The following is a 21,535-nucleotide window of genomic DNA, read 5'->3' as shown; positions in this document are numbered from 1 at the left end:
CTCTCCATTCCTCGTCGTTCGCCGCCACGCTCCGATGGCGGGGAATCATTTTTCAGCTTGTGTATTCACCAGCGCGAATTTGTATGCAAGACTAACAATATCGCTGCATCGAAAAGGTCCGTGAAGGGACTGCTGAAGCGAGAGAGGAGAGCACATGGCAGGTGTCGCAGTCACGGCAATTCCCGAGACCGGCGTTCAGCAGGATCGCGCAGAACATCCGCCCCGGGCGGCCTACTGGGCGCTTACCGTCATTATTCTGGCGACATTCCTGACCTTTTTCGATGCCATCACTTTCGGGATGCTGGCCGAGCGGATCAAGCACGATTTCGGTCTCACCGATTCGCAGCTGGGATTTCTTGCCGGGCCTGCCAGCATCATCTGCTATCTTTTCGTTGGTATCCCGCTTGCGCGCCTGGCCGACATCTACCCGCGCAAGTATGTGCTGGGTGCAGGCGCCGCACTGGTTGGCCTGATCATCTCGGCGGGCGGCCTTGCCCAGAGCTTCGGCCAGTTCGTTGGCAGCCGCGTTTTCCTCGCCGCGGGTGGCTCGGCCCATGCGCCCGCGTCCTACTCGCTGCTGGCTGACGCTTTTCCGCCGAGGAAGCTCACGCGCGCCTTCGCCCTGCTGCAGTTCGGTTTCATCGGCGGCACCACCCTCGGTCCGCTTATCGGCGGCATGCTGGTGATGATGACGGCACCATGGGGACCGACACAGCTTGGCCCGCTGACGATTCTCGGATGGCAGTGGATCCTCATCTTCATGGGTATCCCTTCGCTGCTTGTCGGCCTGCTGTTCCTGACGATCAAGGAACCCCCGCGCATGGCGCCGGCGGCTGACGCGCCGATGGTTCCGGTCGATGCGTCGTTCGGCCGCAAGGTGCTGACTTTCATGGGCGTCGACGCGTTCCGCGCGATCAACGCCAAGCCGCGCGTCTATTATCCGCTGTTCGGCGCACTGGCGCTGAGCGCGGTCGAGACCTTCGGTCTGCAGTTCTGGCGCGTGCCTTTCATGATCCGCACGTTCGGCTGGAATGAAGGGCAGATCGGTGCGGCGCTCGGCGTCACCATACTGATCGCCTCGCTCTCCGGCCTGCTTCTCGGCGGCGTCTTCGTCGAATGGCTGGCCAAGCGTTACAAGGACGCCAACGTTCGCGCCGCCACCTGTTGCGCGGCCGGCGTCACCGTCTGCACGATAACTGCCATCCTCATGCCGACGGCATGGGGTTCGCTGATCATGTTCGGCCTTTCAGGAATGTTCGGCATTGCCGGCGCCGTGCCGCAGAACGCCGCCGTCCAACGCGTTGCGCCTAACGACATGCGCGGGCAGGTCACGGCCTTCTACCTGTTCATGTTCACCTTCTTCGGCGCCATGGGCAGTTATGTCGTCGGCAAGGTGCAGGACGTGCTGATCGGCGATCCTACCCAGTTGTGGAAGGCGCTGCTGATCACTGCCAGCCTGCTCATGCCGCTCGCCACTTTCCTGATGTTCCGCGCAATCCGCCCCTATCGCGAAGAAGTCGAACGACTTGAGGCAATGGGACGTTGACAGCATCGTCAAGGCCCGTCAGATTGTTAGTAAGACTTACAAAATAGATGCCAAAATATAAGGGAGTTGGACGTGTCCGATGACAGCCAGATTGCCGCGCTGGAAAGCCGGCTTGCCGATCTCGAAAAGCGCCTGACGGTGCGCGAGGATGAGCTTGATATCCGCAAGCTGCAGCACCTCTATGGTTATTTGATCGACAAGTGCATGTATAACGAGACGGTCGACCTGTTCACCGACGATGGCGAAGTGCGCTTCTTCGGCGGCGTGTGGAAGGGCAAGGAAGGCGTCCGCCGTCTCTATGTCGAACGCTTCCAGAAGCGCTTCACTTACGGCAACAATGGCCCGATCGATGGCTTCCTGCTCGATCACCCGCAGTTGCAGGACATCATCAATATCCAACCCGATGGCGTCACCGCACTGGGCCGCGCCCGCTCGATGATGCAGGCTGGCCGTCACAAGGACTACGAAGGCGATGCCCCGCACCTCAAGGCGCGGCAGTGGTGGGAAGGCGGCATCTACGAGAACACCTACAAGAAGGTGGACGGCGTATGGCGGATGCACATCCTCAACTACATGCCGATCTGGCACGCCGATTTCGAACATGGCTGGGCCAACACACCGCACGAATACGTGCCGTTCCCCAAGGTCACCTTCCCGGAAGATCCGACCGGGCCTGACGAGCTGATCACCGATCATTGGCTGTGGCCTACGCACAAGCTGAACCCATTCCACATGAAGCACCCGGTCACGGGTGAGGAAATGGTCGCCCAGCGCTGGCAGGGTGACATCGACCGCGAGAACGCGCGCGGCTAAACGAATGCTGGCGGGGGCCATCTCCTCCCGGCCCCCGTCGGCAACCATGGAATTGCAATGACCACTTATCCTTCGCTTCACATGATCATCGATGGCCAGCGCGTGCAGGGCGAAGGCCGCCGCACCCACGCCGTCGTCAATCCCGCCACGGGCGAGACCATCGGCGAACTGCCGCTGGCCGAACCCGCCGATCTCGATCGCGCGCTCGAAGTCGCGGCAAAGGGCTTCCGCATCTGGCGCGACAGCACCCCGCAGCAGCGCGCCGCCGTGCTGCAGGGCGCGGCCCGCCTGATGCTGGAGCGACAGGAGGACCTCGCGCGCATCGCCACGATGGAAGAGGGCAAGACCCTTCCCGAGGCGCGCATCGAAGTCCTGATGAACGTCGGCCTGTTCAACTTCTACGCCGGCGAAGTCTTCCGCATCTATGGCCGCACGCTCGTCCGCCCTGCCGGACAGCGCGGCACGATCACGCACGAACCGGTCGGCCCTGTTGCTGCCTTCGCGCCGTGGAACTTCCCGCTCGGCAATCCGGGGCGCAAGCTCGGCGCGCCGATCGCTGCCGGTTGCTCGGTCATCCTCAAGGCAGCCGAGGAAACGCCCGCTTCCGCGCTCGGCGTTCTCCAGTGCCTGCTTGATGCCGGCCTGCCCAAGGAAGTCGCGCAGGCCGTGTTCGGTGTGCCGGACGAGGTCAGCCGACACCTGCTTGGCTCACCGGTCATCCGCAAGCTGTCGTTCACCGGCTCGACCGTCGTCGGCAAGCACCTCATGCGCCTTGCCGCCGACAACATGCTGCGCACGACCATGGAACTGGGCGGCCACGGCCCGGTCCTGATCTTCGGCGATGCCGATGTCGACAGGGCGCTCGATACGATGGCTGCGTCGAAGTACCGCAACGCCGGCCAGGTTTGTGTCTCGCCTACCCGTTTCATCGTTGAGGAGAACGTCTTCGAACGCTTCCGCGACGGCTTTGCCGAGCGTGTGGGGCGCATCAAGGTCGGCAACGGTCTTGAGGACGGTTCGCAGATGGGGCCGATGGCCAACGCCCGCCGCCCCGAAGCGATGGACCGCCTGATCGGCGATGCCGTCACGCGCGGTGCACGTCTCCACACCGGCGGTGAGCGCATCGGCAACGCTGGCTACTTCTACGCGCCCACGGTTCTTTCCGAAATCCCGCTGGACGCGGCGATCATGAACGAGGAGCCGTTCGGCCCCGTCGCACTGATCAACCCGTTCGGCGGGGAAGAGGCGATGATCGCCGAAGCCAATCGCCTGCCCTATGGCCTCGCCGCCTATGCCTGGACCGAAAGCGCCTCGCGTCAGAAGCGTCTCGCCCGCGAGATCGAGACCGGCATGCTGGGTCTCAATTCGACCATGATTGGCGGCGCGGACTCTCCGTTCGGCGGCGTGAAGTGGTCCGGTCATGGGGCAGAAGACGGCCCCGAAGGCGTGCTCGCCTGCATGGTCACCAAGGCTGTGCACGAAGGTTGATCGGCGGGCTTTGACGTGATCGGGAAACCTCCGGGCAATGTGTCGACATTAACGCGCAAGGGACATCCCCACTTGCCCGGAGTTTCCCATGCGGCGCACGCGTCTTCTGCTGGCCGCCGCCAGCCTCTGCCTCCCCGCCACGGCCATGGCCGCGCAGGAGGACGAACAGGTCTGGCTCGCCCAGTTTTCGACGATCGAGGTCGGGCGGAAGGTCCTGCTCTTCACCGATGTCCAATTGCGCTTTACCGACGGCGCGGACCGGCTGGGGCAGGTTCTGTTGCGTCCCGCCGTTGGGTATCGCTTCACGCCCAGCGACACGCTGTTCCTCGGCTACGCCTATGTCCGCACGGAGCCGTTGAATGGCACGCCGACCGACGAGCACCGCATGTTCCAGCAGGCGCTGGTTCGCGTCGTCGGTGGTCCCGGCAAGAGCACGGTGACCTCGCGCACCCGTCTCGAACAGCGCTGGCTCGAAGGCCGCTCAGGGATGGGCTGGCGCCTGCGCCAGCAGGTCCGGCTCGAAACGCCGGTGGCCAAGGGCCTCAACGCGATTGTCTGGGCCGAACCCTTCGTCAATCTCGACACGACCTCATGGGGCCAGCGCGCCGGGTTCGACCAGTTGCGCGGCTTTGCCGGGGTGGGCGTGCCCATCTCGAAAGGCATTGCCATCGAGGCGGGATATTCGGGGCAGTACGTCAACCGTTTCAAAGTGCCCGATCGCATGAACCACATCGGCAGCCTGTCGCTCACCATCCGCAGGTGATGGACCGCAGGCTGCCTTCCCCGGGAAGGAAGCCTGCATGACGACAGAACTCAAGACCGGTGCTGAACAGGGCTACCTGCGCATCGCCACCGAAGAAGCCTTTGCCACGCGCGAGATCATCGACGTTTATTTGCGCATGATCCGCGATGGCACGGCGGACAAGGGCATGGTCTCGCTCTGGGGCTTCTATGCGCAGTCCCCGTCAGAGCGCGCCACGCAAATTCTCGAGCGCCTGCTCGATCTCGGTGATCGGCGCATCGCCGACATGGATGCGACCGGCATCGACAAGGCGATCCTCGCGCTGACCTCGCCCGGTGTCCAGCCTTTGCTGGATATCGAGGAGGCCAAGACGCTCGCCACCCGCGCCAACGATACGCTCGCCGCTGCTTGCGAGAAGCATCCGGACCGCTACATCGGCATGGGCACTGTCGCCCCGCAGGACCCCGAATGGTCTGCCCGCGAAATCCATCGCGGCGCGAAGGAACTGGGCTTCAAGGGCATCCAGATCAACAGCCACACGCAAGGGCGCTACCTCGACGAGGAGTTCTTCGACCCGATCTTCCGCGCCCTCGTCGAAGTCGATCAGCCGCTTTACATCCACCCGGCAACATCTCCGGATGCGATGATCGGCCCGATGCTCGATGCCGGGCTTGATGGCGCCATCTTCGGCTTCGGCGTGGAGACCGGCATGCACCTGCTGCGCCTCATCACCATCGGCATCTTCGACAAGTACCCCAGCTTGCAGATCATGGTCGGCCACATGGGCGAGGCGCTGCCGTACTGGCTCTATCGCCTCGATTACATGCACCAGGCCGGCGTCCGCTCGCAGCGCTACGAGCGCATGAAGCCGCTCAAGAAGACCATCGAAGGCTACCTGCAATCCAACGTCCTCGTCACAAATTCGGGCGTGGCTTGGGAGCCGGCGATCAAGTTCTGCCAGCAGGTCATGGGCGAAGACCGCGTGATGTACGCGATGGATTACCCCTACCAGTACGTTGCCGACGAAGTCCGCGCGATGGACGCCATGGACATGAGCGACGAAACCAAGAAGAAGTTCTTCCAGACCAACGCGGAGAAGTGGTTCAAGCTGTGATCCGCAGGCGCAGGGAGAGAACATGACCACCGAACCGCGCCGCGCGTTGGCCCCCGGGGCATGGTACGCGCTGATCCTTGTCGCGCTGACCAACGCGATGAGCCTGCTCGACCGCCAGATCCTCGCCATCCTCGCCCCGGCGATCAAGAAGGATCTGGCCATCGGCGATGCCGAGATGGGCCTACTCTACGGCACCGTCTTCGCGCTGTTCTACGCGCTGTTCTCGCTTCCCGTGGGGCGGCTGGCTGATGGCTGGGTGCGCACGCGCCTGCTGGCGATCAGCCTGCTGTTCTGGTCCGCCGCCACCGGCCTTGCCGGGCTGGCGTCGAGCTTCGCCATGCTCGCCCTGTCGCGCCTTGGCGTTGGCATCGGCGAGGCGGCAACCGCGCCGGCGGGCACGTCGCTGCTCTATGATTTCTGGCCCAAGCACCGCCGCGGCTTCGTCATGTCCGTCATCGCCTCGGCCATCGCGCTTGGCCTTGGCGGCTCGCTGATCCTCGGCGGCGTCGCCGCGCACTGGTGGGACGCCAACCACGCCGCAGGGGGTCTCAAGGGCTGGCAGTTCGCTTTCCTCGTCGCCTCCGCCCCCGGTTTCGTCCTCGCCGCTTTCCTGTGGATGCTGAAGGAACCCGCGCGCGGCCAGATGGACGGGATCGAGACGGCGCCCGAGGCCCGCCCGTTCGCCAAGAGCCTCGGTCTGCTCGGCTCGGTCACGCCAGGCTTCCACTGGATCGGCATGAAGGGCAGGGGCGCCAGCCCCACCATGGTACGCGGCAACCTGCTGGCGCTCGCGCTGATCGCCGCCGTCGCCTTGGGCCTCACCTTTATCAGCAACGCCATCAGCCCCAAGCCGCCGATGCAACTCGGCAGCGTCACGCTCAACCCCCATGCGCTGCAGTGGAGCGTTATTGGCCTCGGCGTCTTCGTCATCGTCAACCTGATGCAGGGCATGAAGCTGGGCGATGCCCAGGCCTTTCGCGTCATCTCGCGCTCGCCCACGGTGATGATGTGCATTGCCGTCGGCACGTTGCAGTCGGTGATCAACTACGGGATGATGGCGTTTAACCCCAGTTTCCTGATCCGCACCTATGGCCTGACCATGCAGGAAACTGCGTTGCAGTTCGGCCTGCTTTCGGCGGCCATGGGCATCATCGGCCCGCTGGCATGGGGCCCCTTGTCGGACTGGCTGAACCAGCGCTTCCCCGGCGCCGGCCGCGCCTGGGTCGCGCTCTTCGCGATGGCGGTGTCGCCGGTCATGTCGTTCTGGGTCTACTACGCCGCCGATCCCGGCAGCTTCTACGCCCGCTTCCTGATCTACAGCTTCATCCTCACCGGCTGGATGCCGCCGCTCTACGCGATCATGTATGATCAGGTGCTTCCGCGCATGCGGGGCCTCACCTCCAGCCTCTACCTGCTGGTCATGACGATCCTCGGCATGGGCATCGGCCCCTACGTCGTGGGTCTCCTGTCCGACGCCACCGGCTCCTTGCGCACGGCCATGCTGTCGATCAACGCCGTGGCCATCCCCATCGCGGTTCTGATGCTGTTCATCGCCCGCCGCGCTCAGCGCGACGAAGGGGCGCTTTTGGAGAGAGCGGAAGGGTGACCGATCAGGTCACCCGCCACACCCAAAGCTTGATCCCCAAGGGATAGCGCGCGCCCGAGCAGACGAAGATCGACCGGTTCATCCAGTCGTACTTCCCCTTTGGCGCGATGAACTCGGGCACGGTACGGAAGTAGTACTCCGCCGGGTCCACCTCCTGTCCCGAGGCCAGCCGCTGCATGACCTCGGGCGGGCCATGACGCAGTCCGCGATTGCGGATCTGGATCACCACCCCGTCATCTGTCTCCAGCGCATAGATCGCGTCGGCAAAGGTCACCCCATCGGGCCGCGTGACCTGCCAATCCGCCGCATTGCCGATCAGCTTGCCACTGATCAGCGGCCCCTCGACGCGCCCCCCGCCGACAATCGGAATGATCCGCCGCGTCCCGTCATAGGTCTCGCCAATCGGAATCGGCGGCTCGAGATCGCCGGTCGCCTCGTAGACAAACTCGAGGCCCGGCTGGATTCTGGGCTGGATCACGCCGCCATCTCCTTCTCGACCAGCCCGATCTCGTCCGCATTCGCCCAGTTGCCATGCAGGCCAAAGCGCAGACGGATGGGGATATGCACTGTGGCCACAGGACCCTTTTCGATTTCCAGTGCGTCGAAGATCAGAAGGTCGCTGCGCTGGTCTTCCAGCCGGTTGCACACCTGCACGATCCAGCCATCGCCCTCGAGTGCATCCTTCGAGCGCGGCACGAAGCACGGCTCCTGCAGGCTCGATACAGGGCCGCACCACCAGTGCTGTTCGCGCCCGGTTTCGAAGTCCTTGTGGAACAGGCAGTTCATCAGCAGCCCGCCGGCGCTGCCGCCGCGCAGCTCGACCGGGCGCTTCATGTCCATTTCGAGGAACCAGCCGTGGCGGGTCTTTTGTCCGGCAAAGCGGTCGTCGATACGCGGAAATTCCGATGCCGTGTCGGAAAGTTTCACGATCTCGGCAAAGTCGTCACCGTTGCTCGCCATGTCGACCACCCAGTCCGTCGGGTAGCTCATCGCTTCCATGCCATTGAACGGCGCGCCGTGGACGTCCGGAAAGAACGGGAACATGTTGTTCTTCGCCTCGCAGGTCACGAAATGGACCTTCGTTCCTTCCTGCCAGGCGTTGAGGACGTGGCTGGCAAAGCAGTTGTCGCGCGTGAACCAGCGGATGTCTTCCTGGCGTACGTCGTCGCGGCGCGGGATGATGCCCAGATGCACCGGCTTGGTCGTGTCGAAGCCGAAGTGCGGCATGCCTTTTTCCAGCCGCTCCCAGCTGCCGATCGAGGGCACGATGTGCAGCACAAGGTAATCCTCGGTGATGCCGAAATCGTGCATCATGCAGTAGTAGGGCACCTTGAACCACACCTCGCGGATCAACTCGCCGGTGGGGCTGATCTCCATGTAGGTCACATCATCGGTGCACAGGCCGGATGCAGCATAGCCGATGGCCACCATGTTGCCGGTCGCAGGGTCCACCTTGGGATGGGCGGTAAAGGTCTGGCCGGTCATCTTGCCGCCGAACTTCTCGAACCCGAATGTCTCCATCGTCGCCGGGTCCATGACCAGGGCAGGGGAGTCCTCCTTCATCGCCCACAGCTTGCCGCCGAAGATGAAGGCGTTGGTGTTGGCCGTCGAACGGATCTCGCCCTTCACCGCCTCGTCGTCGGTCAGCGGGTTGCGATAGGCGCCGAACAGCGCCTTGCCCGCCTCGTTTTCCAGCTTCCACTTGTCAGTCTTCGCCCAGCGCTGGCGGAAGTCCACCTGGCCGTCATGGATGTGGAAGCGGGTGATCATGCCGTCGCCGTTGAACGCAATATCGTCAGCAAGGCGCGGGGGAAACTGCGGGTCGGGCTGGACGCGATAGAATGCGCCGTTTAATCCTTCAGGAATCGTGCCTTCGTGCGCGAGGTCGGCAATGTCCGCCTCTATCCGCGATGGCGTGTTGAATCCCGTGAAGCTGGGGGTGTTCGGAAATTGAGCCATGGCATCCTCCTCGCGATATTGTATGTAATGCTAACAATTAGACAAGCGCAAAGGTTGGGGGCAGGGCATTGATCAAGGACAAATTTGCCGACGCTATTGCGCCCGTCGGCCATACCGACGAGGACGATGTCGGTGCGATCAACGACATCCTCGGTTTCCACATCCGTCTCGCTCACGGCGCGTGCCTCAGGCATTTCACGGAAACCTTCACCGATCTCGATCTCACGCAGAAGCAGGTCTCGGTGCTGTGGCTGGTCGACGATCACCCCGGCATCGCGCAGACCGACCTCGCGCAGCGCCTGCGCATGGACCGCGCGACGACGATGGCGATCATCAACCGTCTTCAGGCCAAGCATTTCCTGCGCCGGGACCGATCGCCAAGGGACGGGCGCAAGCAAGCCTTGTTCCTCGAACCTGGTGGCCTGGAAATGCTTGCCCGCGCCAAGCAGGCCATTGGCGAGCACGAGGCCTGGGTCAAAAGCCGCTTTACCGACAAGGAAGTGCGGCAATTGATCGAACTGCTTTCTAGAATCCACGAATAAGTTATAGCAGATAGCAATAAGCGTTTTTGGAGAGGAATCGGGCCGCATGTCACAAACCCCGCGCGAGGTGATCGAGCAGACGCCGATGGGCGTCCGGCAGTGGATCGTCGTGATCCTGATGGTGCTGTTGAACGCGCTTGACGGGTTTGATGTGCTGTCGAGCGCCTTTGCCGCGCCGGGGATCACGGCCGATTGGGGCATTGCCCGCCCGGCGCTGGGCGTGGTGCTGTCGGCCGAACTGCTTGGCATGGGCTTCGGATCCGTCCTGCTGGGCGGGGCCGCGGACCGGTACGGCCGCAAATACACCATGATTGCCTGCCTCGTGCTGATGGCGATTGGCATGTATCTGGCAAGCGTCGCGACGGCGGTTCAGCCGATGGTGGCCTATCGCTTCCTGACCGGCATCGGCATCGGCGGGATGCTCACCACCACCAACGCGGTGGTTGCCGAAAGCACCAACAGCCGTTGGCGCTCCGTTGCCATCGCGGTTTACGTGGCAGGCTATCCTCTGGGCGCGATCATCGGCGGAATTGCGGCGTCGGAATGGCTGCTACCCAGCTACAGCTGGCACGCGGTGTTCCTGTTCGGCGCGGTGGTGACTGCGGTGCTGGTTCCGGTCATTCTGGCTCTGGTGCCCGAAACTGCGGCCTATCTCGTGACGAAGCGGGATCTCGCAGGCGTCAACCGCACGCTCGCCGCTTTCGGCAAGTCTCCCGTCAGCGATCTGCCGGTGATCGTGGCTGGCGCCGCCAAGCCGCGCGTAACCGATATCCTGTCCAACCCCAAGCTGCGCCCGGTCACCCTGCTGCTGTCGTTCGGCTACACGTTCCACTGCATCACGTTCTACTACATCCTGAAGTTCGGTGTGCAGATCGTGTCCGATTATCCGCCGGGCTATCCTCCTGCCCAGGCAGCCACGGTGCTGACATATGCCAATATCGGCGGGTTCATGGGCAGCGCGCTGTTCGGCTTCGTCATGGCGCGGCTGGGGGTCAGGTGGCCGACCGCGCTGATGCTGCTGATCGGCGCGATGATGGTTGCCTGGTTCGGCACCGGGCGTGATACCCTGAATGCCTGGCAATGGGCGACGATGATCGCCGGCTTCTTCACCAACGCGGCGATCAGCGGCTACTATGCCGCCTTCGCCCGCGGCTTCCCGGCCTATGCCCGCGCGACCGGCACTGGTTTCGCGCTGGGCATCGGGCGGCTGGGCGCGGCGGGCAGCCCGTTGCTGGCCGGCACCCTGTTCGGCTGGTTGGGAGACGACCAGTTGTTGACGGTGTCGATCATCATGGCGATGGGCTCGGTCATCAGCCTCGTGCTGTTCCTGATGCTGCCCGAGCGCGATGGTGACGACTTGGTGTCGGAACAGGCTGCCGGATAGGTCCACGGGGGAGCGGCGAATGCGCTTCATGAACACCTTCGCTCTGGTACCGCTGGCCCTGCTGCTCGCGGCGGGAACTCCCCCTCGACCTGACCCTGACCTACCCCAGACCTTCGAAAACCTCCCACCGGTGTTCGACGGGCACAACGATGTCCCCGAACAGCTTCGCGAGCGCCGCAAGAACGTCCTCGAAGGCTTTGATTTCAATGACACGCGTAGCATCGGGATGATGACCGACCTGCCGCGCCTGCGCACCGGCAAAGTTGGCGCGCAATTCTGGTCGGTCTATGTCTCCGCTGATCTGCCCGAGCCGCAGGCAGTGCAGGCAACGCTCGAACAGATCGACGTGATGAAGCGCCTGATCGCGCGGCATCCGGCCGAGATGCAGTTCTGCACTGACACCGCTTGCGTCGAAAAAGCCTGGAAATCGAAGAAGATAGCTTCACTGATCGGTATGGAGGGCGGTCATTCCATTGGCGGCTCGCTGGGGGTGCTGCGCCAGATGCATACGCTTGGCGCGCGCTACATGACGCTGACGCACTTCAAGAACAATGGCTGGGCGGACAGCGCGACCGACGCCCCCGCACATGACGGTCTGACGCCGTTCGGGGTAAAGGTTGTCAAGGAAATGCAACGGCTTGGCATGCTGGTCGACCTTGCCCATGTAAGCGAGGCAACCATGCGCGATGTCTTTGCTCTGGGCGGTCCGCCGCCGATCGTGAGCCATTCCAACGCCCGCGCCATCAACCACCACGCCCGCAACGTCTCGGATGAAACGCTCAAGGCCATCGGCGCGGCGGGCGGCATTGTCATGGTCAACTTCTACCCGCCCTATGTGGTTGAAGCGGCACGCCAATGGAGCGCGGCGCGCGACGCGGAAAGTGCCCGCGCCAAGGCCTTGAATCGCGGCGACCCCGAAGCCGAGAAGGCGGTGATGGAGGCATGGGACAAGGCCAATCCGATGCCGCGGGGCAGCGTTAAGGACGTCGCCGATCACGTTGACCACATTGCAAAACTGATCGGTTCCGACCATGTCGGCCTCGGCGGCGATCTTGATGGCGTGGAGGCCACGGTACAGGGCATGGAGGACGTCTCGACCTACCCCGTGCTGTTTGTGGAACTGGCGCGGCGCGGCTGGTCGAAAGCGGATCTCGCCAAGCTGGCGAGCGGCAACATCATGCGGGTGATGAAAGCCGCCGAGGCCTATGCTGCCACCCACAGAAGCGATCTGCCGCTCGAAAGCGCGACGACGTTCTGATGTTTCATTTCCGCCACATTTTCGCTCTCGACGCCAGCGTGTGAAGGCGGCAAGATAGTTTGGTTCAATAACAATCTGGACGGAGAGACCGCCTTGTTTACCCACACGTTCCTCGGCACCAACGACATCGAGAAATCGCGCAAGTTCTATAGCGCGGTAATGGCTCCACTTGGGCACAACGCGATGGAACTGCCGCACGGCACGCTGTTTCCATCGCCCAACGGCTCGCTGATCGTGGCCAAGCCTGGCAACGGCGAGGCGCACACCGTCTCCAACGGCTACACGCTCGGCTTCAAGGCCGAGAATTCGGCCGCCGTTGACGCATGGCACGCAGCCGGCCTCGCCAATGGCGGCACCTGCGAAGGACAGCCGGGCGTACGCGAAAATTCGCCCGGCAAGCAGTATGGCGCTTATCTGCGCGATCCTGACGGCAACAAGATCTGTGCCTTCGCTCCCAATCCGAACGCCTGACCGCGTTCAACCGCACAATTAAAAATTGTGGCAGGGCAGGGGCTTGGCGCTCCTGCCCTGATTTCATCTCGCGTCAGCCCATCGCGCCTGGGCACCATTTTGCCGCATGCAGCGTTGTGGGCGACATGCAACGCCTGCTCGCTCCCATCGCAATTCTCCTGCTACTCTCCGGCTGCAACGGCGCAGGCGGGGGCGGCAAGCCCGTCCGCACGTCCGACGCGATCGAGGTCGAGCCGGCGCCGTCGCTGATCACCGTCCCGGTCGAAGCGGATCTTGCCGATCTGTCGCGCGTGCTGGAGCGCGAGATTCCCAAGCAGTTGTGGACGATCGACAAGCCGGGACAGACCTGCGTCAAGAGCAAGGGCCTCGACATCGGCATTGCCACGATCAAGACACCCAAGCTCAAGTGCCGGATCATCGGTTCGGTCACGCGCGGCAGCCTGCGGCTTGAAGGATCGGGCCGCGACATCCGCATTGCCATGCCGCTCCATGCCAAGATCCGCGCCGAGAACGTGGCCGGGCTGATCGACGAATCCGCCAATGCCGATGCCATGGCCCATGCCGTGGTCCGGCTAGACATTGCGCCCGACTGGACCCCCCGCGGAAAGGTGGACATCAGCTATGACTGGACCGACGCCCCCCATGTCGACTTCATGGGACAGCGCATCGACATTGCCGACAAGGCTGACGAGAAGCTCCGGCCGGTGATCGCCAAGCTGGAACGTGATCTGCCCGGTGAGCTGGGCAAGCTGCACTTGCGTGAGGCGGTGGCCAAGGCCTGGGCCGACGCCTTCACCACGGTTTCGCTCAACCGCGAAAATCCGCCGGTGTGGATGCGCATTACCCCGCGCGAATTGCGCTATGGCGGCTACCAGGTTGTGGGGGGCAAACTGCGCCTGCGCCTTGGGCTTCAGGCCTTGACCGAGACGTTTGTCGGCCAGCGGCGGTCCGACCCGAAGCCTGCTCCCCTGCCGAACATGAAGCGACTGGAGCAGAGCGCGGGTAAGCTGGAATTCTTCCTTCCGGTCTTTGCCGACTATCGCGAACTGGAGCCGGTGCTGATGAAGGCGCTGACCAAGCGCTCGGCACGACCATTCGAGGTGCCCGGCGTGGGTCCGGTGATGGCGCAATTCAAGGCGGTGGAAATCTATGGCACCAAGGGCGGCAAGATCGCAGTTGGCATCAACTTCTCCGCCCGACCGCAGGCGGGAGGCGAGATTGCCAGTGGCACGGTCTGGCTTACCGGCAAGCCGGTGAACGCCAAGGATTCACGCCGCGTCGGGTTCGAGGACCTGAGCGTCAGCGGTACGACCGACATGACTGGCGGCGACCTGATCATCGACCTGATCAATGCTCCGGGCGTGGTGCAATATGTCGCCTCGTCGCTGACCCAGGATTTCGAGCGCGACTATGCCAAGCTGCTCGGCAAGGTCGACCGCGCGATCGAGACGAAGCGCGAGGGCGATTTCATTGTCGAAGCTGACCTGTTGCGTACCCGCTCGGGCCAGTTGCAGGCGGCGGGGCAGGGGCTGTACCTGCCGGTCTGGGCGACCGGCACGGCGACGGTGCGCGTCGTCAACTAAGGTCGGAACTCGGTGATGCCGTAGGGCACCAGATCGCGAGAGTGGGGATCGACCACGATAGCCCGGTCGCTTGGCGGAAAGGCGCGCTGGTCGCACGCGTCACGCGGGCAGATGCGGCAGGAAATGCCGATACGCGTGACCGCCTCGGGCCGGGCGAGATTGATGCCATCGGCATAGATGAATTCATCGGCGAGTGCGGCTTCGCAGCCAAGTGCCACTGCATAGCGGCGAGGGCTGCGGTAATAGCTTCCCGAAGGCTTCACCAGGCCTTTGGCAATCGAGACATAGCGTACGCCATCGGGCATCTCGGCGGCTTGCACGTGGATCCGGTCGGGAATGGCCACGGCTTCATGGACAACCCATAGCGGACAGGCACCGCCAAAGCGGGCGAACTGCAGGCGCGTGGCCGAATGGCGCTTGGTGATGTTACCGGCCATGTCGACCCGGCAGAAGAACATGGGGATGCCGCGTGCCTGCGGGCGCTGCAGCGTGGATAAGCGGTGGCACACCTGTTCGAAGCTGGCCCCGAACAGCAGGCGAAGCTGGTCGATATCGTGCCTGAGTGCGCGGGCGCGTGTACGAAACCATTCATACGGCATGATCAGCGCGCCCGCTGCATAGTTGCCAAGCCCGACGGTAAGCAACTGGCGCGCCGCATCGGATTGCAGCGTGGCAGCTGCGACGATTGCCGCGATTTCCTCGCGCAGCCCTTCGGCGGCAAGCTGGTAAGCCATCTGGAAGCGGGCGGATTCGATCGGCTGGTTGGGGTCGATGGTCAGCCGGCGGGCTTCGGGATCGAAGCGGCGCATTGCCCCGCCGCTGATCTGCTCCACCGCGATGCCGCGGCTCTCCAGCCAGATCGCCATTTGCGCGGTGGTCGGCGTCATGCCGGTGCCGGACAGGCGCACGGCAAGGCGCTCGGCGGCGCGGTCGATGGTGTCGACATAGTTGTTGGCATGGTGGAACCAGTCGCGCACTTCCTCCCAAGGCAGGCGGCCGCCCGAAATGCTGTCCGATCCAAGCGCTTCGTCGATCGCCTCCAGCCGCTGCACCGAGCGGCGATGCTGATCCCACAACTGGGCGAAGGCCTGCGCGAAGGCGGGGTATTGCTCGGCAACGCGCTCTACCTGGTCGCCCGGGAGCACCTGGCCGAGTGCGGGATCGGCGGTGGCATCGCGCAGGGCAGACAGTACCGGTTCAACGCGATCTGCCGCGAAATCCTGCCATTCCACCGGGAAGGTCTGGTGCAGGCGGTCAGTCAGCGCCGGGGTCAGAGGGCGTTCATCGTTCTCGATCTGCGACAGGTACGAAGCGCTGATGCCGAGCAACGAGGCCATTTCGCCCTGCCGGAGCTTGCGCGTGATGCGCAGGGCCTTGAGCTGTTCGCCCGCGAACAAGCGCCTTCGCGCCATTTCCTCACCGTCCTGTTTTGCAAAGTAGTGCTTCGCAAGTTTGCAGAATAACATTGGACTTGGCAAGCCGTGCGTTGCAAGCGGGTGGCCTGTCCGCAGTTGAGCCCGAACCCTTCACCGGGTCAGGTGCGGGTCCGGCCCCTGTCGGCGCTCCGGGGAGGGAGAGCTGCAGGGGTCGGACAACCCATTGACCTTTTGCCAATACGAGAGGGCCCGAGCATGTCCGCCAATATCGCCGAAATGGAAAAGCGCCGGGAAGCCGCGCGGCTGGGTGGCGGGCAGAAGCGCATCGATGCGCAGCACGCCAAGGGCAAGCTGACCGCGCGTGAACGCCTTGAGGTTCTGCTCGACGAAGGCAGCTTCGAGGAAGTGGACATGTACGTCGAGCACAATTGCGTCGACTTCGGCATGCCCGATACGGTCGTTCCGGGCGATGGCGTGGTGACGGGTTCCGGTACGATCAACGGCCGTCTGGTCTATGTGTTCAGCCAGGACTTCACCGTGTTCGGCGGTTCGCTCTCCGAGCGCCACGCGCAGAAGATCTGCAAGATCATGGACATGGCGCTGAAGGTCGGCGCACCGGTCATCGGCCTCAACGATTCGGGCGGCGCGCGCATCCAGGAAGGCGTGGCATCGCTGGGCGGCTATGCCGAGGTGTTCCAGCGCAACGTGCTGGCATCTGGCGTAGTGCCGCAGCTTTCGCTGATCATGGGGCCATGCGCTGGCGGTGCGGTCTATTCTCCGGCGATGACCGACTTCATCTTCATGGTGAAGGACAGCTCGTACATGTTCGTCACTGGCCCGGACGTGGTGAAGACGGTGACCAACGAGGTTGTCACGCAGGAGGAACTGGGCGGCGCGGTAACGCATACCACCAAGACCTCGGTCGCCGACCTTGCACTGGAAAACGACATCGAGGCGCTGCTCGCCGCGCGCGATTTCTTCGATTACCTGCCGCTGTCGAACCGGCAGGACGTGCCTGAACGGCCGACTTCGGACCCATATGACCGCAGCGAGCCGAGCCTCGACACGATCATTCCGGCCTCGGCGACGCAGCCCTATGACATGCACGAAGTGATCCGCAAGACGGTGGACGAGGGCGACTTCTTCGAGATCCAGCCCAAGCATGCCGGCAACATCATCGTCGGCTTCGGGCGCGTCGAAGGGCGCACCGTGGGAATCGTCGCGAACCAGCCGATGGTGCTGGCCGGCGTGCTCGATATCAATTCATCGAAGAAGGCTGCGCGGTTCGTGCGCTTCTGCGATGCGTTCAACATTCCGATCGTCACTTTCGTCGACGTTCCGGGCTTTCTCCCCGGCACGGCGCAAGAGCACAACGGCATCATCAAGCACGGCGCGAAGCTGCTGTTCGCCTATGCCGAGGCGACCGTGCCGAAGATTACCGTGATTACCCGCAAGGCCTATGGCGGCGCCTATGACGTGATGGCCTCAAAGCACCTGCGCGGTGATCTAAACTACGCCTGGCCGACCGCCGAGATCGCCGTGATGGGTGCCAAGGGCGCAGTCGAGATCATCTTCCGCGGGCTTTCGGCCGAAGAGCAGGCGGTGAAGACCAGGGAATACGAGGACCGCTTCGCCAATCCGTTCGTGGCGGCCAGCAAGGGCTTCGTCGACGAGGTGATCTATCCGCACTCAACCCGTCGCCGCGTGGCGCTGGGGCTGCGGAAGCTCAAGAACAAGAGCCTCGAGAACCCGTGGAAGAAGCACGACAACATTCCGCTCTGATTTGCCCCAAGACTTTTGAAAGACTGACATGACCGACATCTACATCGTCTCGGGCGCGCGTACCGCCATCGGCTCGTTCGGCGGTGGGCTGGCCTCGCTGCGGCCGGCCGAGACCGGCGCGATCGTCATCAAGGAAGCCATTGCCCGCGCCGGTATAACGGCGGACAAGGTGCAGAACGTGGTGATCGGCACGGTCGTGCCGACCCAGCCAAAGGACGCCTATGTCAGCCGCGTCGCGGCGGTTAACGCAGGCGTGCCGATCGAGGCGCCGGCGATGAACGTCAACCGCCTGTGCGGTTCGGGCCTGCAGGCGATCGTCTCGGCGGCGCAGGGCATTGCCCTTGGCGAGCAGGACATTGCCATCGGCGGCGGTGCTGAAAGCATGTCGAACGCGCCGCACATGGTGCTGACCGCGCGCAACGGCCAGAAGATGGGCGATCAGGTGCTGATGGACGCCATGCTTGGCGCGCTGCACGATCCGTTCGAGAACATCCACATGGGCGTGACGGCGGAGAACGTGGCTGAGCGCTGCTCGATCAGCCGCGAGGAGCAGGATGCCTTGGCGGTGGAAAGCCACAAGCGTGCGGCGGCCGCGATCGCAGCTGGCTACTTCAAGGAACAGATCGTCCCGGTCGAGATCAAGACGCGCAAGGGCGTGGTGGTGTTCGACACAGACGAGCACGTGCGTGGTGATGCTTCGGTCGAGGCGATGGCTAGCCTGAAGCCTGTCTTCAAGAAGGACGGCACGGTCACGGCAGGCAATGCCTCGGGCATCAACGACGGCGCTGCGGCGGTCGTGCTGGCCAGCGGCAAGGCCGTGGAAGAGCACGGGCTGAAGCCGATGGCGAAGATCCTCGGCTGGGGCCATGCCGGCGTCGAGCCGAACGTGATGGGCCTCGGCCCGGTCAAGGCGGTGCCGGTGGCGCTCAAGCGGGCAGGGCTGACGCTCGACCAGATCGACGTGATCGAGAGCAACGAGGCGTTCGCCGCGCAAGCCTGCGGCGTGGCCAAGGAACTGGGCTTCGATCCTGCCAAGACCAACGTCAACGGCTCGGGCATCTCGCTCGGCCATCCGATCGGGGCGACCGGCGCGATCCTGACGATCAAGGCGATGTACGAACTGCACCGCACCGGCGGCAAGTACGGCCTGATCACCATGTGCATCGGTGGCGGTCAGGGCATCGCCATGGTCATCGAGAAGGTCTGAACATGAAGCTGGGCCGCCTCAACCACGTCGGCGTGGCAACGCCGGACATCGACGCTTCCATCGCGTTCTACCGCGACGTGATGGGAGCTAGCGACATCACCGAGCCGTTCGTGCTGGAAAGCCAGCAGGTCCGGGTCTGTTTCGTCAATACGCCGGGCGAGAACGGGACCGCTGGCACGCAGATCGAGCTGATCCAGCCGACCAGCCCCGACAGCGCCGTGGGCAAGTGGCTCGCCGCCAATCCCTTGGGGGGGCAGCACCACCTTTGCTACGAAGTGTCTGATATTCACGAGGCGAAGGCCTGGTTCGAATCTCAGGGCAAGCGCGTGCTGGGCGAACCGCGCATCGGCGCGCACGGCACGCTGATCTTCTTTGTGCACCCAAAGGACATGGGCGGCCAGCTTACAGAGATCATGGAAACGCCCAAGGGCGCGCACTGAGCAATTCCGAGGACGATAGCGCGATGACCGACAAGACACTGGCTGACTGGCAGGCCGCCGCCACCAAGGAAGTGAAGGGCAAGGATCTTACATGGCAGACGCCCGAGGGCATTGCCGTCAAGCCGCTCTACACCGCCGAGGACGTGACCGCCGATCCCGGCCTGCCCGGTTTTGCGCCCTTCACGCGCGGCGTGCGCGCATCGATGTATGCCGGCCGGCCTTGGACGATCCGCCAGTATGCCGGTTTCTCGACGGCCGAGGAATCGAACGCCTTCTATCGTCGCAACTTGGCAGCAGGGCAGAAGGGCCTCTCGGTTGCCTTCGACCTTGCGACGCACCGCGGTTACGACTCCGACCATCCGCGCGTGGTGGGCGACGTGGGCAAGGCGGGCGTGGCCATTGACTCGGTCGAGGACATGAAGATCCTGTTCGACGGTATCCCGCTCGATCAGATGTCGGTCTCGATGACCATGAACGGTGCGGTGATCCCGATCCTCGCGTTCTTCATCGTCGCCGGCGAGGAACAGGGCGTCGATCGCAAGCTGCTCGACGGGACCATCCAGAACGACATCCTCAAGGAGTTCATGGTCCGCAACACCTACATCTACCCGCCCGAGCCTTCGATGCGGATCATCTCGGACATCTTCGGCTATACCAGCCGCGAGATGCCGAAGTTCAATTCGATCTCGATCTCCGGCTACCACATGCAGGAAGCCGGCGCGACGCAGGTGCAGGAACTGGCGTTTACCATCGCTGACGGCATGGAATACGTGAAGTACGGGGTGGCCTCGGGCCTCGATATCGACAAGTTCGCTGGTCGCCTGTCGTTCTTCTTTGCCATCGGCATGAACTTCTTCATGGAAGTGGCCAAGCTGCGCGCCGCACGCGTGCTGTGGCACCGGGTGATGACCAAGCTCGGCGCGCAGGACGAACGCTCCAAGATGCTGCGCACCCACTGCCAGACCTCGGGCGTTTCGCTGCAGGAGCAGGACCCCTACAACAACGTCATCCGCACCACGATCGAGGCGATGGCCGCGATGCTGGGCGGCACGCAGTCGCTCCACACCAACGCGCTCGACGAAGCCATTGCGCTGCCGACCGACTTTTCCGCGCGCATCGCGCGCAACACGCAGATCGTGATCCAGGAAGAGACCGGAATGACGAAGGTGGTCGATCCGCTCGGCGGGTCGTACTACATCGAGAGCCTGACGCAGGAACTGGTCGACAAGGCGTGGGAGATCATCGAGCGCGTCGAGGCCGATGGCGGCATGGCCAAGGCCGTGGCTGCTGGCTGGCCCAAGGCGATGATCGAGGAAGCCGCCGCCGGGCGTCAGGCGCGCGTCGACCGGGGCGAGGACGTGATCGTCGGCGTCAACAAGTATCGCCTGGCCAGCGAGGACAAGCTCGAAACGCTGGAAGTGGACAACCATGTCGTCCGCGAAGCGCAGATCGCCCGCATCAAGCGCGTGCGTGAGACCCGCGACGAGACCAAGTGCCGTGCTGCTCTGAATGCGCTGACCGAGGGCGCAAAGACTGGCGGCAACCTGCTCGAACTCGCCGTGGAAGCTGCCCGCCACCGCGCGACGCTGGGCGAGATTTCGGACGCGATGGAAGTCGTGTTCGGCCGCCACGGCACGTACCCGACCCCGGTGAAGGGCGTTTACGGCTCAGCCTATGCCGGTGACTCGCGCTACCAGCAGGTTCTCGACGGCGTCGAGGCCGTCACGCGCCGCCTTGGCCGCAAGCCGCGCATGCTTGTTGCCAAGATGGGCCAGGACGGACACGACCGGGGGGCGAACGTGATCGCCTCGGCCTTTGGCGACATGGGCTTCGAAGTGACCAGCGGCCCGCTGTTCCAGACGCCCGAGGAAGCCGCCGCGCTGGCGCTCGAGAAGGAGGTCGATGCGGTCGGTGCCTCCTCGCTTGCCGCCGGACACAAGACCCTGATCCCCGAACTGATCGGCCACCTCAAGGCCGCTGGCCGCGCAGACATCAAGGTCGTCGCCGGCGGCGTGATCCCGCCGCAGGACTACGATTACCTGCGCGAGGCAGGCGTGCAGGGCATCTATGGCCCGGGTTCCAACGTCGTCGAATGCGCGGCCGACATGCTGCGGCTGCTGGGGCACAACATGCCGCCAGCAGGTAGCGAGATCGAAGCGGCTTAGTTACGTGCGTCGGGGCTTCTTCTCTCTCCTTCCCGTCACCCCGGGCTTGCCCCGGGGGC

General features: G+C 63.8%; 18 protein-coding genes. 15 read left to right on the top strand and 3 right to left on the bottom strand.

The window, feature by feature from the left end:
* Positions 1–154 precede the first annotated feature (154 nt).
* The 6 genes from B9A23_RS17395 to B9A23_RS17370 all read left to right on the top strand — a co-directional run bounded on the left by B9A23_RS17395 (position 155) and on the right by B9A23_RS17370 (position 7,309).
* On the top strand, positions 155–1,546 hold the full coding sequence (locus tag B9A23_RS17395) for an MFS transporter (RefSeq protein WP_084280321.1): 1,392 nt from the start codon (positions 155–157) through the stop codon (positions 1,544–1,546).
* 72 nt (positions 1,547–1,618) lie between these two features.
* Positions 1,619–2,359: a nuclear transport factor 2 family protein gene (locus tag B9A23_RS17390; RefSeq protein WP_084280341.1), complete on the top strand. Its 741-nt coding sequence runs from the start codon at positions 1,619–1,621 to the stop codon at positions 2,357–2,359.
* A gap of 57 nt (positions 2,360–2,416) precedes the next feature.
* The gene (locus B9A23_RS17385; protein ID WP_084280320.1) at positions 2,417–3,847 is read left to right on the top strand and encodes an NAD-dependent succinate-semialdehyde dehydrogenase; all 1,431 of its coding nucleotides are present in this window, start codon (positions 2,417–2,419) and stop codon (positions 3,845–3,847) included.
* Between the two features lie 88 nt (positions 3,848–3,935).
* Positions 3,936–4,610 carry a DUF2490 domain-containing protein gene (locus tag B9A23_RS17380; RefSeq protein ID WP_084280318.1) on the top strand — a complete coding sequence of 225 codons (675 nt, stop codon included), beginning with the start codon at positions 3,936–3,938 and terminating at the stop codon, positions 4,608–4,610.
* A 37-nt stretch (positions 4,611–4,647) separates the two neighbouring features.
* Complete coding sequence (locus tag B9A23_RS17375; protein WP_084280316.1) at positions 4,648–5,703, top strand: amidohydrolase family protein; 1,056 nt, start codon at positions 4,648–4,650, stop codon at positions 5,701–5,703.
* A 22-nt stretch (positions 5,704–5,725) separates the two neighbouring features.
* The gene (locus B9A23_RS17370) at positions 5,726–7,309 is read left to right on the top strand and encodes an MFS transporter (protein WP_084280315.1); all 1,584 of its coding nucleotides are present in this window, start codon (positions 5,726–5,728) and stop codon (positions 7,307–7,309) included.
* Positions 7,310–7,313: 4 nt separating this feature from the next.
* Here B9A23_RS17370 and B9A23_RS17365 read toward each other — a convergent pair whose 3' ends face one another.
* Positions 7,314–7,787 carry a DUF3237 domain-containing protein gene (locus tag B9A23_RS17365; protein WP_084280314.1) on the bottom strand — a complete coding sequence of 158 codons (474 nt, stop codon included), beginning with the start codon at positions 7,785–7,787 and terminating at the stop codon, positions 7,314–7,316.
* Positions 7,784–9,268 (bottom strand): carotenoid oxygenase family protein, encoded by a 1,485-nt coding sequence (locus tag B9A23_RS17360; RefSeq protein ID WP_084280312.1) that lies wholly within the window; start codon positions 9,266–9,268, stop codon positions 7,784–7,786. The genes B9A23_RS17365 and B9A23_RS17360 overlap by 4 nt, the downstream gene beginning before the upstream one ends.
* A 68-nt stretch (positions 9,269–9,336) precedes the next feature.
* Here B9A23_RS17360 and B9A23_RS17355 point away from each other — a divergent pair, with 68 nt between their 5' ends.
* From B9A23_RS17355 to B9A23_RS17335, 5 genes are all read left to right on the top strand, one after another.
* A complete protein-coding gene (locus B9A23_RS17355) occupies positions 9,337–9,810 on the top strand; it encodes a MarR family winged helix-turn-helix transcriptional regulator (protein WP_084280311.1) in 474 nt (157 codons plus the stop codon).
* Positions 9,811–9,856: 46 nt separating this feature from the next.
* A complete protein-coding gene (locus tag B9A23_RS17350) occupies positions 9,857–11,194 on the top strand; it encodes an MFS transporter (protein ID WP_176218038.1) in 1,338 nt (445 codons plus the stop codon).
* 19 nt (positions 11,195–11,213) lie between these two features.
* On the top strand, positions 11,214–12,452 hold the full coding sequence (locus B9A23_RS17345) for a dipeptidase (protein WP_084280310.1): 1,239 nt from the start codon (positions 11,214–11,216) through the stop codon (positions 12,450–12,452).
* A 93-nt stretch (positions 12,453–12,545) separates the two neighbouring features.
* Positions 12,546–12,923 (top strand): VOC family protein, encoded by a 378-nt coding sequence (locus B9A23_RS17340; RefSeq protein WP_084280308.1) that lies wholly within the window; start codon positions 12,546–12,548, stop codon positions 12,921–12,923.
* A gap of 125 nt (positions 12,924–13,048) precedes the next feature.
* Positions 13,049–14,506, top strand: coding sequence for a DUF4403 family protein (locus B9A23_RS17335; protein WP_084280338.1), 1,458 nt, complete (start codon positions 13,049–13,051; stop codon positions 14,504–14,506).
* Here the strand turns inward: B9A23_RS17335 and B9A23_RS17330 are convergent.
* Positions 14,503–15,918, bottom strand: a complete 1,416-nt coding sequence (locus B9A23_RS17330; RefSeq protein ID WP_084280337.1) for a helix-turn-helix domain-containing protein — start codon at positions 15,916–15,918, stop codon at positions 14,503–14,505. The two genes, B9A23_RS17335 and B9A23_RS17330, sit on opposite strands and share 4 nt — an antisense overlap.
* 219 nt (positions 15,919–16,137) lie before the next feature.
* Here B9A23_RS17330 and B9A23_RS17325 point away from each other — a divergent pair, with 219 nt between their 5' ends.
* The 4 genes from B9A23_RS17325 to scpA are packed head-to-tail and all read left to right on the top strand — an operon-like array spanning position 16,138 to position 21,476.
* Complete coding sequence (locus B9A23_RS17325; RefSeq protein ID WP_084280307.1) at positions 16,138–17,664, top strand: acyl-CoA carboxylase subunit beta; 1,527 nt, start codon at positions 16,138–16,140, stop codon at positions 17,662–17,664.
* A gap of 28 nt (positions 17,665–17,692) precedes the next feature.
* Complete coding sequence (locus B9A23_RS17320) at positions 17,693–18,871, top strand: acetyl-CoA C-acyltransferase family protein (RefSeq protein ID WP_084280305.1); 1,179 nt, start codon at positions 17,693–17,695, stop codon at positions 18,869–18,871.
* A 2-nt stretch (positions 18,872–18,873) separates the two neighbouring features.
* Entirely contained in the window at positions 18,874–19,311 is a 438-nt protein-coding gene (gene mce, locus B9A23_RS17315) for a methylmalonyl-CoA epimerase (protein ID WP_084280303.1), read from the top strand.
* A gap of 23 nt (positions 19,312–19,334) precedes the next feature.
* A complete protein-coding gene (scpA, locus tag B9A23_RS17310) occupies positions 19,335–21,476 on the top strand; it encodes a methylmalonyl-CoA mutase (RefSeq protein WP_084280301.1) in 2,142 nt (713 codons plus the stop codon).
* The last annotated feature ends 59 nt before the right edge of the window (positions 21,477–21,535 follow it).

This window comes from Novosphingobium sp. B1 (genome assembly GCF_900176395.1).
Classification (GTDB): Bacteria; Pseudomonadota; Alphaproteobacteria; order Sphingomonadales; family Sphingomonadaceae; genus Novosphingobium.
The sequence above is the reverse complement of the archived record's forward strand: the minus strand, read 5'-3'. Positions and strand labels throughout refer to the sequence as shown.

Bases quoted from the DNA above. Each gene is read 5' to 3' on its own strand.
- B9A23_RS17395 (WP_084280321.1), top strand. From the start codon at position 155: ATGGCAGGTGTCGCAGTCACGGCAATTCCCGAGACCGGCGTTCAGCAG.
- B9A23_RS17385 (WP_084280320.1), top strand. From the start codon at position 2,417: ATGACCACTTATCCTTCGCTTCACATGATCATCGATGGCCAGCGCGTG.
- B9A23_RS17380 (WP_084280318.1), top strand. From the start codon at position 3,936: ATGCGGCGCACGCGTCTTCTGCTGGCCGCCGCCAGCCTCTGCCTCCCC.
- B9A23_RS17375 (WP_084280316.1), top strand. From the start codon at position 4,648: ATGACGACAGAACTCAAGACCGGTGCTGAACAGGGCTACCTGCGCATC.
- B9A23_RS17370 (WP_084280315.1), top strand. From the start codon at position 5,726: ATGACCACCGAACCGCGCCGCGCGTTGGCCCCCGGGGCATGGTACGCG.
- B9A23_RS17360 (WP_084280312.1), bottom strand. From the start codon at position 9,268: ATGGCTCAATTTCCGAACACCCCCAGCTTCACGGGATTCAACACGCCA.
- B9A23_RS17350 (WP_176218038.1), top strand. From the start codon at position 9,857: ATGTCACAAACCCCGCGCGAGGTGATCGAGCAGACGCCGATGGGCGTC.
- B9A23_RS17345 (WP_084280310.1), top strand. From the start codon at position 11,214: ATGCGCTTCATGAACACCTTCGCTCTGGTACCGCTGGCCCTGCTGCTC.
- B9A23_RS17335 (WP_084280338.1), top strand. From the start codon at position 13,049: ATGCAACGCCTGCTCGCTCCCATCGCAATTCTCCTGCTACTCTCCGGC.
- B9A23_RS17330 (WP_084280337.1), bottom strand. From the start codon at position 15,918: ATGGCGCGAAGGCGCTTGTTCGCGGGCGAACAGCTCAAGGCCCTGCGC.
- B9A23_RS17325 (WP_084280307.1), top strand. From the start codon at position 16,138: ATGTCCGCCAATATCGCCGAAATGGAAAAGCGCCGGGAAGCCGCGCGG.
- B9A23_RS17320 (WP_084280305.1), top strand. From the start codon at position 17,693: ATGACCGACATCTACATCGTCTCGGGCGCGCGTACCGCCATCGGCTCG.
- mce (WP_084280303.1), top strand. From the start codon at position 18,874: ATGAAGCTGGGCCGCCTCAACCACGTCGGCGTGGCAACGCCGGACATC.
- scpA (WP_084280301.1), top strand. From the start codon at position 19,335: ATGACCGACAAGACACTGGCTGACTGGCAGGCCGCCGCCACCAAGGAA.